The following is a 12,447-nucleotide window of genomic DNA, read 5'->3' as shown; positions in this document are numbered from 1 at the left end:
AGACTTCGGTGCCGTACTGTTCGGCCAGAAACGCCTGGATCTCGCGCACGGTCATGCCACGGGCGTACATGGCGATGATCTTGTCATCGAACCCAGTGAAGCGCCGTTCGTGCTTGGGAATCAGGATCGGATCGAAGCTGCCGTCGCGGTCGCGCGGGATGTCGACCCGCAGCGGGCCATCCTCGGTTAGAACGGTCTTGGCGCTCTTGCCGTTGCGCTGGTTGGCTGTGCCAGCCGGGCGCTCCGCGCCCGGCTGGTAGCCCAAGTGATGGCCTAGCTCGGCGCCTAGGGCCCGCTCGATCAGGGCCTTCTTGAATGCCATCGAGGCGTCCTGAACCGCTTCGGCGGTCATCGGACCCTTAACGAAATGAGCGATCAGGTCCTCGGGAATAGCCGGCAGTTCACGGCCTGCGGCTTGGCTGGTCTTCGTCTTGCGTGGCATACATGCTCCTTGGCGACATGTTATGCCCTAAACACAAAATTTCTGACAGGTCCGTAGTACCTGTTGCGCAGGGCCAGCCACAGTAGCTTGATCGCCGCCGCCACGGCCCGGCACTCCTTCCTGCTGGCGTATCCCAGGCTGTTGCGGATCAGATGCATGATGCAGGACTGCAGCCTCGTTTGGGGGAACACCGCGTTCAGGGCCTGTTCCATGCCCTTGAGGCCGTCAGTTACCGCAGTCAGGATGTCCTGGGTGCAGTGGTCCGGCTTGCCACTACTCCGTCTCGCTCTTAGCAAGTTGAGAGCTCCTTCTGAAACTATTCCATATTATTTCCCGGGGCCTGAAGAATGCTTTGCCCATGCAGGCCGCTGCCACCATTTCCCTCGACCAACTCCGAAGGGAGGGCCTGTGACTGGGCGACAGAAATCCTGGTTTCATTCTTGAAGCATCTACTGATGTGCCGTGCCAACTGTGGAGCCGCATATTTTGCGCCATAGATGAAACGCAGAGCAGGCCCAAAGCTCAGCGCGGCGGCCGGCCCAACCACATATAGGTCGCGTACATTGGTTTCGAAATTGCGCGTCAGACTTGGCGAGCCGTCAATGAGTGAAAGCGAATTCAAGAGTTCCTGGGAAATGAAGGAATGTCTGGCCATGTCAACCTTGAACCCCGTCGCGACAACAACATGATCAGCGCTAAGGCAGGACGTTTCGTTCCTGGTCGCGACCTGCAGAACTACCTGACCATTCTTGACTTCGGCCTGCCTGATTTCAGTCTGAGTCAAGATATCAATCTTGCCATCCACGCGATTGCGCAGCCACCAGGCACCCGACGGTCCCCACCCAGTCTCTAGAGTTCTCTTGCGGCGCTCAAGATTCATCATGTGGAAGACAATAGGGTACTCGGACACCAAGAAGGAAGACAAAAGAGCGCTCGGAGTATTCGACTGCCAACCGCGTCCTATCCCGACGTGCGATCTCAGTAGCCTTGAGATACCCCCACGGGAGGTACGCGGTTCATTACTCCAATTCACAGTCGCACCGCGCACGAGTAAGCGAACCCGCGCTCCGATCTCGCTCAACAGTGCGGCGAGCCCGATTGCCGACTGACCTCCGCCCACAACGACGATGTTCTTGTTCTTAGCCCATTCCAGACTCCCGAATTCGCTGGAGTGAACCACGTAAGGTGTCGGCATGCCCTGTAGTGCTGGAGGCATTTGCGAAAATCCCTTCAGACCCAAAGCCATTACCACGCGCCGCGCCGCCAGGGAACTGCCGTCGCCCAGGGTCAGCCGGAAGAATCCATCCTTGCGGTGCATATCGACAACTTCCACTGCGCGAACATGACTGACCAACTGCGACTGAAACCAAAGCCCGTATTCCACAAAGAGCTCGAGCGGCAGGTGCATACCAATCGGCTTATATTCAATACGATTGCGACGGCAATATTCTTCAATCGTATAGCCTTCCCGCGGCGCATAGAGATTCGAGGCAAATCCTTCCGAGCGCAACAGCATGCCTGGAGGCATGAAATTCCTCCAGGCATGCATTGGTTTCCCAAGAATTTGATGAGGCACGCCAGCTGAGGTCAGGTAGGCCGAAACCGATAAGCCATAGGGACCAGCTCCGATGATAACAGTATCCGTTGACGAGATCATTATTGCTCTTCCCCTTAAACTTGCCTGGCTTGCGGAGCCGCGCAGTACGGACCACCGCATGATGCTGCGGTGCAGAAAATCATTCTTGAATCATTTTTCCGGTGCTGTCATGTCTTCGATAAAATCATGCCACTGAAAGTGCGAACCAAATAACCACAGGCGTGGCGCGACCATAGTGCGGCGCCTTGAAAGATCAACCGCTCTATTGACTTCACGATTGACCATCGGGCGCGCCAATCCAGGCAATTGAACAGTTGCGATCGCCCAATTCAGCGTGTCCAATAGATCGGCGTGGCGTGCTGCACAGCGATTTCCGATTGCTTCTATCGTGCCGTCCAGCCAGATTAAGGCAATCCAGAACCAGGCCGCCGTGTCATCTGTACGGGCGCGCACACTCGCTTTCTTGATTCTCTTTCGGGTGGCCGGACACGGCTTGCGCGCAGGCGCAGGTCGTCAGAGCCATGTATGCCATGGCGGACATAGTCGAATTGCTGGCGATGCAAACCGGTTCCAGCACCGGTGGCGCGGCGCAACGTGGCCTCGACCACATTTTGGTCCTTCACACGGAGGCTCGGCTTTGGTTAGATAGACTCCGGAGCGGAAATCCATTGTCTGTCAGGGGATGGCCATGAATGCCGCTGCGGGACGAACTGGGCGGATCGATCATGAAGCGTTTGTTCGACATAGTTTTCGCCTCCATGGCATTGCTCGTGCTGGCCATTCCGTTGCTGATCCTGGCTGGCGCAGTGCGATGGAAGCTGGGCAGTCCGGTGCTGTTTCGTGCAACACGTGCAGGCCTGGGTGCCAGGCCATTCGAAGTCGTGAAGTTCCGAACCATGACGGAAGAGCGAGGCCCTGATGACCAGCTCTTGCCGGATGAAGAAAGGCTCACGCCGTTCGGCAATTTTCTGCGCCGCTCCAGTCTCGATGAGCTGCCTCAGTTCTGGTGCGTTCTGGTGGGCGATATGAGTGTCATTGGTCCACGACCTTTGCCGATGAAGTACCTGCCGTTCTACTCACCGGACCAGGCACGTCGTCATCTGGTCCGTCCCGGCATTTCCGGCTGGGCGCAGGTGAACGGGCGGAACTCTCTGAGCTGGGAAGATAAGTTTCACTTCGACACGTGGTATGTGGACCACTGCTCTTTCTGGCTGGATCTGAAGATCCTCTGGCTCACGGTGGGCACTGTCATGGACCGCCGGGGCATCAACGCCGCGGGGGATCTGACCGTGCCTTCATTTACAGGCAGCCCAGGCACCCAGTACGTCGCCAGCGAGTCCGAGCCCGCGCAGAAAGAAGAAGTTCCGATTCGCACGGCATGACGAGTGTTCATGCTGAATGCCGCATGTTCTCCTTGTGACCATGCTTCTCTCGCGAAGAGATCGATGCCGTATCGTGGCAGTTCAGCTCGAACAAGACAAGCTACCGGACCAGGAGGGGAAGGACGTTGGTGAGAGGCTGTGCCGGTGGGTGTTCAAAGGCGTGTTGCTACTACGTGAATTTGCGCACGTATCGTGCTTCTTTCCAGCCGGTGATTCTGATTAGATGGTAGGTGTTACGGTTGGGCGCAGGACAATGGCCGCAGTTCTGGCGGGACGGCTTCGCGCGATCGGTGAGTCCCGGTTCAAGAGCGGCAAAGAAGAAAGTCGGCGCTCCAGCCGCAGGACCGAAATCCGGTCCGACGAAAGCATCGAAAGACCTGCATGATGGGGCTGTGGGGCTATGGCAGGGTCATTGTGGTTGGAATGAGATTGGGGTGAAGATGAACGTTCTTTTGACCTGCATAGGGAGACGGCGCTATCTGGTGGAGTATTTCAAGTCGGAGCTGAACGGGACCGGCATGGTGCTTGGGGTGGACATGCAACGCGGCGCGCCGGCCGCGAGCGCATGCGACATGTTCCTGGTAGGCCCCGGCCTCTTGGCGGATAACTACATCGACTTCCTGATCGATGTATGCAGGGTGCATCGGGTCTCGGCCCTCCTGTCGCTGAATGACTTGGAGCTCCCGCTCATTGCCGAGCACGCTCAACGGTTTCGGGAAATCGGAACGATACCGGTCATCTCGTCGGCAGAGGTCATTAACCTTTGCGCGGACAAGTTCCTGACTGCGCAGTTCGCCGAATCAATCGGGCTGTCCACGCCGCGCAGCTATGCGACCCTCGAAAGTGCAGAGCATGCCATTGCGACGGGCTCGGTAGCCTTCCCTCTGATTGTCAAGCCCCGCTGGGGCAGCGCTAGTTTTGGCATCTTCGTCGTCGAGGACCTGAACGAGCTTCGCTTCGCCCGTGCGTACTGCCAGCGGATCTTGCAGAAATCGATCTTCGCAAAGATGGGACAGCCAGGGATGGAGGTGCTGATCCAGGAAGTGATCTCGGGCCAGGAGTACGGGCTCGATATCTTCAACGACTTTGAGGCGAGGCCGATCGGGTTTGCGGTCCGCAAGAAGCTGTCGATGCGGGCGGGGGAGACGGACCGGGCGATCACTGTCGAAAGCGCGCCATTCAACGACCTGGCCACGCGAATCAGTCGCGAATTGCGGCACATCGGCAATGTCGACTGCGATGTGATCGAGCGCGACGGGCGTCAGTACCTGCTGGAGATGAATCCAAGATTCGGAGGAGGCTATCCCTTCACCCATATAGCGGGAGCCAACCTGGTGCGGATACTGCTGAATTGCGTGCGCGGCGGGCAGCAAGGGCAGGAAGTCCGCTATCAGGCCGGTATCGAACTGGCCAAGTGCGACTACCCGGTCGGCGTGGGAGCACGGGTTGAGGAGGGATAAAGGCAGGCGCTAACAATCAATGCAACAGGACGGAGCAGCCACACTCGTCCGAGATGGATCTTGAACCAGACTGTCGGCAAATCGCGGCGATTTCCGTGAGCGGTTGCGCGCTCATTTCCATGGCGCGCCGGGTCAATTCGGCAGCGCTGCTCAGTGTGAGCACAGCGAGGCAGATGCCCGGGAGCCGCCAGGCGACAGGTGCCGGCCAAATGCGTCCCCTCGTGAAGAGCGTCATCGGTCAGATGCTTGCCGACGCGCCATACACTGGGCCTTTTTGACATTCCGATGTGCGAAACCAGACATTGTGCGGTTTGCACACCCGATAGATTGAGGGCTCGCGACCCGCCCGCCCCGGGCCGTCCACATTTCGCCACTCCCTGCAGGGAGGCATATTGTGAACACTTCAAGCATACCGACCAAGCCTTTGCGCGCGGTGTTGATGCAACGGCTGAAACAACGGCTCAAGCCGTACACGCCAGCCTGGTTGCTGAAATACCACCACGACCGGACCATCCGCAAAGACCGCGCACTGTATCAGGGAAAGGCGCTTCGCGAGGTGTTTTCCCATGTCTACGAAACCGGGGGGTGGGGCGTGGCGAAGGACCACTCCGGGTTCTACAGCGGGAGCAGTTCTCATGATCCGGCGATCGTCGACACCTATGTCGAAGCCGTAACGGCCTACCTCGGCTCGTTGCCATACCGGCCAGACGTGGTTGACCTCGGTTGCGGCGATTTCAATGTCGGCAGCCGTATCCGGCCGGCTTGCGCACGCTATGTTGCTTGCGACGTGGTGGAGGCAGTCATCCAGTCGAACCGCACCAGGTTCTTCTCCAGTCTTGATGTGGACTTCCGGTGCCTCGACATCACAAGCGAGCCCTGGCCGAGAGGTGACGTCGTTTTCCTGCGCCAGGTGCTCGATCATCTGGACAACGCACGCATTGCCGGCGTGCTTGCCAGCCTGACGCCATACAAGAGCCTGATTCTGACTGAGTATTTGCCTCTGGCACCCGATTTCCCGCCAAATCTCGACAAGCCGATCGGCCCCGGTCTCCGGATTTGGGGCGCCATACCAAGCGGGATTGTGCTGACGGAGCCGCCGTTCGAGCTGAAAGCCTTGTCGACGCGGATACTCTGTGAGGTGCAGGACAACGTAGGCGTCATTCGTACCATCGCGTACGAACTGCCTCGGCAAACCTGACTGAACCTCTGCCAAGATGTAACGTGCCGTCCTTGACGGTGCCAGGGGCAAGGGATTTTGACGTAGGAGGCCAGGGCCGGTTCGAGGCCCGGCAGTGCGGCAGCGACGGCCCAGGCGGCAGTTCGGGTCCGGTTAATCGGATGATCGGCGATGCGGCCCAGCACTTGGCGCGGGTAGTCTTGGTGCTGAGGCCGCTGAGCTGGCTGTGCCGATGAGCGTGTACCCCCTGCGCCCGAAAAGAGGCGGTCACGCAATCTGCTCGATTTGCTCCTGCAACTCCAGCCACTTCTCCTCAAGCGTCTCCAGCTCGCCGTTGACCTCGCCCTGGCGCTTGAGCATCTCCATCAGCCTGGTCTTGTTGGCTTCGGCATAACTGCTTTCATCGGCCATGAACTGGTCGATCTCCTCCTTGGCGGCTTGCAGCACCGCCATGCGCTTTTCCACCTTTTCCAATTCTTTGGTCAACGGCTTGCGCAGTGCTGACAGCCGCTGGCGCTCGTCGGCTTCCGCGCGGCGCTGGTCCTTGCGGTTGACCGCCGCGGTGGCATCGCCGGCGTTCTCTGCCAGGTGCGCGGTGGTGGCGGCATTGCGCTTGGCCGCGGCCTGTTGCAGCAGCCAGTCGCGGTAGTCGTCCAGGTCGCCGTCGAACGGCTTGATGGTGCCGTCGGCCACCAGCATGAACTGGTCGGCGGTCGCGCGCAGCAGATGCCGGTCGTGCGACACCAGGATCAGCGTGCCTTCGAACTGCGCCAGCGCCATGGTCAGCGCCTCGCGGGTGTCGAGGTCCAGGTGGTTGGTCGGCTCGTCCAGCAGCAGCAGGTTGGGCTTCTGCCAGACGATCAGCGCCAGCGCCAGGCGGGCCTTCTCGCCGCCTGAGAACGGTTCGATCGGCGAAGTGGCCATGTCGCCGCGGAAGTTGAAGCTGCCGAGGAAGTCGCGCAGTTCCTGCTCGCGGGTATCGGGTGCCAGCCGCGCCAGGTGCTGCAGCGGCGAGTCGTGGTCGCGCAGCGTCTCCAGCTGGTGCTGGGCGAAGTAGCCGATCTGCAGGCCCTTGCCCAGGCGCAGGTTGCCCTTGAGCGGATCCTGCGTGCCCGCCAGCGTCTTGACCAGCGTCGACTTGCCCTGGCCGTTGGCGCCGAGCAGGCCGATGCGCTGGCCGTTCTGGATCGACAGCGCCAGGTTGTGCAGGATGGTGACGGGCGGCTCGGCCTCGGCATAGCCGCAATCGACACCGTCGAGCACCATCATCGGGTTGGGGGCGGCGTCGGGTTCGCGGAACTCGAAAGCGAAGCCGGCGGCCACGTGCACCGGCGCCAGCCGCTCCATCTTTTCCAGCGCCTTGACGCGGCTCTGCGCCTGGCGCGCCTTGGTCGCCTTGGCCTTGAAGCGCGTGATGAACGATTCCAGGTGCGCGATTTCCTTCTGCTGGCGCACGTAGGCGGATTGCTGCTGCGCCATCTGCTGCAGGCGCAGGGTCTCGAACAGCGTGTAGTTGCCGCCGTAGCGGCGCAGTTGCTGGTTCTCGATATGCACGGTGACGTTGCAGATCGCATCGAGGAATTCGCGGTCGTGCGAAATCATCACCAGCGTGCCGGGATAGCGCGCCAGCCAGTCTTCCAGCCAGACGATGGCGTCCAGGTCCAGGTGGTTGGTCGGTTCGTCGAGCAGCAGCAGGTCGGACGGGCACATCAGCGCCTGCGCCAGGTTCAGGCGCATGCGCCAGCCGCCGGAGAACGAGGCCACCGGCTGCGACACCTGCGCCAGCGTGAAGCCCAGGCCCAGCAGCAGAGCCTCGGCGCGCGCCGGGGCGGTGTAGCCGTCGGCGTCGGCAAAGGCGGCGTGGGCTTCGCCCTCGGCGCTGCCGTTGCCGCTGGCCTGTGCGGCGGCGATGGCGCCTTCGATTTCGCGCAGACGGGTGTCGCCATCGATCACGTAATCCACGGCGGTGCGGCTGACCGCAGGCGTTTCCTGCGCCACGTGCGCGACGCGCCACTGCGCCGGCACGATGACGTCGCCCCCGTCCGGATGCAGCTCGCCGCGCAGCAGCGCGAACAGCGTCGACTTGCCGCTGCCGTTGGCGCCGACGAGGCCCACGCGCTCGCCCGGGTTGAGCGTCACACTGGTGTGGTCGAACAGCACCTTGGTGCCGCGCTGGAGGACTAGCTGGTCGATTCGGATCACGGGAGGGGAAATGCCTGAGTGAAAAACAGAAAAAGCGCGGAGAAAGCGGGCAACCGCCGGGTCTGGTGCGCTGGCCGGCATTGTAGCGTTTCCGGTGCGCCGCACGCCGTGGCGGTGCAAAACAGCTCGGCAACGTGCACCGCCAATGTGCCTTCGTGCCTCGACGATTCAGGGATTACCCTTGGTCTTGCAAAACTCTATTTTCTTGTTCGTGCGTTGCGTGTAAATTCATTTTCACGAAAACGGCGTGCACCAGACGACGTCCAGACCAACCGCTTCCACCATGCAAAAAGGCCATTCGATCTCAGACCGCATTGCGCGCAGCCTGCCGACGCTGACGCCGGCGCACCGCCGCATGGCGGAATACGTGCTGGCCAATCTGTTCCGCGCGGCGACCATGCGCATCGATGAATTTGCCGCGGCGGTGGAGGTGTCGGTGGCCACGGCCAACCGCTTTGCGCGGGCGCTGGGGTTCGACGGCTATCCGCAGTTCCGGGCCGAGCTGGTGCGCGGCTTCGAGGCCACGCTGGCTCCGGTGGAGCGGCTGCGCAGCGAGCTGGAGCGGCCCGCGACCGCGGCCGAAGTCTTCGCCGCCTCGCTGGAAGATGCCGCGGCCAACGCGGAAGCCACGCGGCGCGGCATCGACCCGGAGGCCTGCGAGCGCGCGGTCTCGGCGATCCTGGCGGCGCAGCGTGTCTACGTGGCCGGTTTCGGCGCCAGCGGTTTCCTGGCGGGCCTGCTGCAGCACGGGCTGGAAATGCACTGCCGCATGGTGACCTCGGTGGCGGGCGCCGGCGGCGCCTCGCATGCGGCGCGGCAGCTGTTCAAGCAGCAGCCAAGCGACCTGCTGATCGTGATTGCCTTCCCGCGCTACGTCACGGACACCATCGAACTGGCCGAGCGGGCCAAGTCGCGCGGCGGCCAGGTGCTGGCGCTGACCGACGGGCCGACCTCGCCGCTGGCGCCGCTGGCCGATATCGCGCTCTACGCGCAGGCCGGCAACCGGCTCTCGGCCAACTCCGATGCCACCGTGCTGGCGCTGATCGAGGCGCTGTGCGGCGCGGTCGCGCACCGGGCCGAGCGCCCGGTCAAGGCCGCCGCCGAAATGACCGAATTCCTGCTGCCGTGGCTGTACGGCACGCCGGCCGCGGAGTCCGCGGGCCGTGCCGCGCCCGGCACCCCGCAGTCCACCGAAGCCACGGCTGGCGCCACGCGCGGCCGATCCTCCAACACCCGCAAGTCCTGAGCATCCACATGCAACCAGCAGTCATTGCCATCCATGGCGGCGCCGGCACCATCACCCGCGCGGCGATGGACGCCGCCCGCGAACGCGAATACATCGAAGCGCTGCAACACGTGCTGCAAGCCGGCCAGCGCATCCTGGCCGAGGGCGGCAGCGCACTCGATGCGGTCACCGAGGCCGTGCGCCTGCTGGAAGAATGCCCGCTGTTCAACGCCGGCAAGGGCGCCGTGCTGACCCATGCCGGCACCTATGAGCTCGATGCCGCGGTGATGGACGGCGCCACGCTGGCAGCCGGCGCGGTGGCCTGCGTCACGCGCCTGCGCAACCCGGTGCTGGCCGCGCGCGCGGTGCTGGACCACAGCGAGCACGTGCTTTTTGCCGGCGCCGGCGCCGAGGCCTTTGCGCAGTCGCAGGGGCTGGAACTGGTGGGCCCGGACTACTACTTCACGCAGGCCCGCCATGACCAGTGGCAGCGTGCGCTTGGCAACGCCGGCATGGCGCTGCTGGACCACGATGGCGCTGCGCTGGTGGCGCAAGGCAAGACGCAGGCGAGCGACCCGATCGATCCGGACAGCAAGTTCGGCACCGTCGGCGCGGTGGCCTGCGACGGCCGCGGCAACCTGGCTGCGGCCACCTCCACCGGCGGCGTGACCAACAAGCAGGTGGGGCGCGTGGGCGATACCCCGGTGATCGGCGCGGGCTGCTATGCGGACGACGTGGCGGCAGTGTCTGCCACCGGCACCGGCGAGATGTTTATCCGCACCGTGGCCGCGCACGACGTGGCTGCCCAGATGCGCTATGCGGGCCTGTCGCTCGAGGAATCAGCGCGGCGCGTGGTGATGGAGAAGCTGCCGGCCATCAACGGCCGCGGCGGCCTGATCGCGGTGGACCGCGCCGGCAACGTCACGCTGCCTTTCAACACCGAAGGCATGTACCGCGGTTTCGCCCGGGCGGGCGAGGCCGTGAACGTGTCGATCTACGGCTGAGCGCCATCCCCCTGCATCACCCGGCAATACAAGGAGTTCCAGTGGCCACTTCCCCTATGCAAGCCTCCCAGTCCGGCATCGTGCTGCCACCGCAGCGCGTGGTCTCGGTGAACGGGCTGACCGTGCGCTTTGCCACGTCCGAGCGCACCGTCGAGGCCGTGCGCAACCTGTCCTTCCATGTCGACCGCGGCGAGACGCTGGCGGTGGTGGGCGAGTCGGGCTCGGGCAAGTCGGTCACGTCGCTGGCGCTGATGCGGCTGGTCGAGCATGGCGGCGGCAAGATTGCCTCCGGCAGCATGGCGCTGCGCCGGCGCGGCGGCGAGGTGATCGACCTGGCGCGCGCGGACAACGCCACGCTGCGCAGCGTGCGCGGCGCCGACGTGGCGATGATCTTCCAGGAGCCGATGACCTCGCTCAACCCGGTGTTCCCGGTGGGCGAGCAGATCGCCGAATCGATCCGGCTGCACCAGGGCAAGAGCCGCGCCGCGGCGCGTGCCGAAGCGCTGCGCATGCTGGAGCTGGTGCGCATCCCCGAGGCGCGCCGCGTGCTGGAGCGCTATCCGCACCAGCTCTCCGGCGGCATGCGCCAGCGCGTGATGATCGCGATGGCGCTGTCGTGCAAGCCGGCGCTGCTGATCGCCGACGAGCCGACCACGGCGCTGGACGTGACCATCCAGGCCGAGATCCTGCAGCTGATCCGCGGCCTGCAGGCCGAGATGCACATGGGCGTGGTCTTCATCACCCACGACATGGGCGTGGTGGCCGAGGTGGCCGACCGCGTGCTGGTGATGTACCGCGGCGAGAAGGTGGAAGAGGGCACTTCCGACGATGTGTTCCGCGCGCCGGCGCACCCGTATACGCGCGCACTGCTGTCGGCGGTGCCGCGTTTGGGCGCGATGAGCGGCACCGACCTGCCGGCCAAGTTCCCGCTGCTGCGACTCGATAGCGCCAACGCCGAGCCGGTCGCACCGCAGGACACGGTGACGCCGGGCGTGGCGCCGATCCTGCGCGTGCAGGACCTGGTGACGCGCTTCGACGTGCCCGGCGGCCTGTTCGGCCGCGTCACGCGGCGCGTGCATGCGGTCGAGAAGGTCAGCTTCGACCTCTATCCCGGCGAGACGCTGGCGCTGGTGGGAGAGTCCGGCTGCGGCAAGTCCACCACGGGCCGCTCGCTGCTGCGCCTGGTGGAAAGTCAGAGCGGCACCATCGAGTTCGCCGGGCAGAACATCAGCAAGATGGAAGGGCCGGCGCTGCAGACCCTGCGCCGCAATATCCAGTTCATTTTCCAGGACCCGTTCGCCTCGCTCGATCCGCGCGTGCCGGTCGGTTATTCGATCATGGAGCCGCTGCTGGTGCACAAGGTCGCCAGCGGCAAGGAGGCCGAGCAGCGCGTGGCCTGGCTGCTCGACAAGGTCGGGCTGGATGCATCGCACGCGGCGCGCTATCCGCACGAATTCTCCGGCGGCCAGCGCCAGCGCATCTGCATTGCGCGCGCGCTCGCGCTGAACCCCAAGGTGGTGGTGGCCGATGAATCGGTGTCGGCGCTGGACGTGTCGATCCAGGCGCAGATTGTTAACCTGATGCTGGACCTGCAGCGCGAACTGGGCATCGCGTTCCTGTTTATCTCGCACGACATGGCGGTGGTGGAGCGCGTGAGCCATCGCGTGGCGGTGATGTACCTGGGCCAGATCGTCGAGATCGGGCCGCGCCGCGCGATCTTCGAGAACCCGCAGCATCCGTACACCAAGAAGCTGATGTCGGCGGTGCCGATCGCCGACCCGGCTCGGCGCCACCTGCGGCGCGAGCCGCTCAACGACGAGATCCCCAGCCCGATCCGCGCGGTTGGCGACGAGCCGGTGGTGCAGCCACTGGTGCAGGTCGCCGGCAGCGGGTCGCTCGGCCACTATGTCGCCCGGCATGCCGTCGGCGGCGCCTATTGAAGTCCTGGAAGTCACCAA

Annotated in this window: 10 protein-coding genes and 1 pseudogene; 6 read left to right on the top strand and 5 right to left on the bottom strand. The window is 63.6% G+C overall.

What is annotated here, in order from left to right; translation table 11 throughout:
• The 4 genes and pseudogenes from C265_RS20570 to C265_RS32275 all read right to left on the bottom strand — a co-directional run.
• Positions 1 to 442: IS256 family transposase (locus tag C265_RS20570; RefSeq protein ID WP_010814222.1), on the bottom strand; the 442-nt coding region annotated here is incomplete at its 3' end.
• A 71-nt stretch (positions 443 to 513) separates the two neighbouring features.
• Positions 514 to 690: pseudogene (locus C265_RS20565) on the bottom strand (transposase); the annotation flags it as partial.
• Positions 691 to 758: 68 nt separating this feature from the next.
• Complete coding sequence (locus C265_RS20560) at positions 759 to 2,099, bottom strand: NAD(P)-binding domain-containing protein (protein WP_052181659.1); 1,341 nt, start codon at positions 2,097 to 2,099, stop codon at positions 759 to 761.
• A 90-nt stretch (positions 2,100 to 2,189) separates the two neighbouring features.
• Positions 2,190 to 2,492 (bottom strand): hypothetical protein, encoded by a 303-nt coding sequence (locus tag C265_RS32275; protein WP_144062261.1) that lies wholly within the window; start codon positions 2,490 to 2,492, stop codon positions 2,190 to 2,192.
• 272 nt (positions 2,493 to 2,764) lie between these two features.
• On the opposite strand from C265_RS32275, the gene C265_RS20555 reads away from it, so the two are divergent.
• The 3 genes from C265_RS20555 (at position 2,765) to C265_RS20545 (ending at position 6,079) form a co-directional block, all read left to right on the top strand.
• Positions 2,765 to 3,421, top strand: a complete 657-nt coding sequence (locus C265_RS20555; RefSeq protein WP_037024914.1) for a sugar transferase — start codon at positions 2,765 to 2,767, stop codon at positions 3,419 to 3,421.
• Between the two features lie 440 nt (positions 3,422 to 3,861).
• Positions 3,862 to 4,881 carry an ATP-grasp domain-containing protein gene (locus C265_RS20550; RefSeq protein ID WP_037024897.1) on the top strand — a complete coding sequence of 340 codons (1,020 nt, stop codon included), beginning with the start codon at positions 3,862 to 3,864 and terminating at the stop codon, positions 4,879 to 4,881.
• A gap of 394 nt (positions 4,882 to 5,275) precedes the next feature.
• On the top strand, positions 5,276 to 6,079 hold the full coding sequence (locus tag C265_RS20545) for a class I SAM-dependent methyltransferase (protein WP_037024894.1): 804 nt from the start codon (positions 5,276 to 5,278) through the stop codon (positions 6,077 to 6,079).
• A 246-nt stretch (positions 6,080 to 6,325) separates the two neighbouring features.
• On the opposite strand, the gene C265_RS20540 is transcribed toward C265_RS20545, so the two are convergent.
• Entirely contained in the window at positions 6,326 to 8,260 is a 1,935-nt protein-coding gene (locus tag C265_RS20540; RefSeq protein ID WP_010814216.1) for an ATP-binding cassette domain-containing protein, read from the bottom strand.
• A 283-nt stretch (positions 8,261 to 8,543) separates the two neighbouring features.
• Here C265_RS20540 and C265_RS20535 point away from each other — a divergent pair, with 283 nt between their 5' ends.
• From C265_RS20535 to C265_RS20525, 3 genes are read left to right on the top strand one after another with little or no spacing between them, the layout of a single operon-like run.
• Positions 8,544 to 9,506, top strand: a complete 963-nt coding sequence (locus C265_RS20535; protein ID WP_010814215.1) for a MurR/RpiR family transcriptional regulator — start codon at positions 8,544 to 8,546, stop codon at positions 9,504 to 9,506.
• A gap of 8 nt (positions 9,507 to 9,514) precedes the next feature.
• Entirely contained in the window at positions 9,515 to 10,489 is a 975-nt protein-coding gene (locus tag C265_RS20530) for an isoaspartyl peptidase/L-asparaginase family protein (protein ID WP_010814214.1), read from the top strand.
• Between the two features lie 56 nt (positions 10,490 to 10,545).
• Positions 10,546 to 12,429: a dipeptide ABC transporter ATP-binding protein gene (locus C265_RS20525; protein ID WP_010814213.1), complete on the top strand. Its 1,884-nt coding sequence runs from the start codon at positions 10,546 to 10,548 to the stop codon at positions 12,427 to 12,429.
• Positions 12,430 to 12,447: the final 18 nt, after the last annotated feature.

Source organism: Cupriavidus sp. GA3-3 (assembly GCF_000389805.1).
Classification (GTDB): Bacteria; Pseudomonadota; Gammaproteobacteria; order Burkholderiales; family Burkholderiaceae; genus Cupriavidus; species Cupriavidus necator_D.
Note: the sequence above shows the minus strand (reverse complement) of the source record. Positions and strands in the feature narration are given on the sequence as shown.

Coding starts and splice junctions, on each gene's coding strand:
- C265_RS20535 (WP_010814215.1), top strand. CDS start 8,544: ATGCAAAAAGGCCATTCGATCTCAGACCGCATTGCGCGCAGCCTGCCG.
- C265_RS20525 (WP_010814213.1), top strand. CDS start 10,546: ATGCAAGCCTCCCAGTCCGGCATCGTGCTGCCACCGCAGCGCGTGGTC.
- C265_RS20530 (WP_010814214.1), top strand. CDS start 9,515: ATGCAACCAGCAGTCATTGCCATCCATGGCGGCGCCGGCACCATCACC.
- C265_RS20560 (WP_052181659.1), bottom strand. CDS start 2,099: ATGATCTCGTCAACGGATACTGTTATCATCGGAGCTGGTCCCTATGGC.
- C265_RS20555 (WP_037024914.1), top strand. CDS start 2,765: ATGAAGCGTTTGTTCGACATAGTTTTCGCCTCCATGGCATTGCTCGTG.
- C265_RS20550 (WP_037024897.1), top strand. CDS start 3,862: ATGAACGTTCTTTTGACCTGCATAGGGAGACGGCGCTATCTGGTGGAG.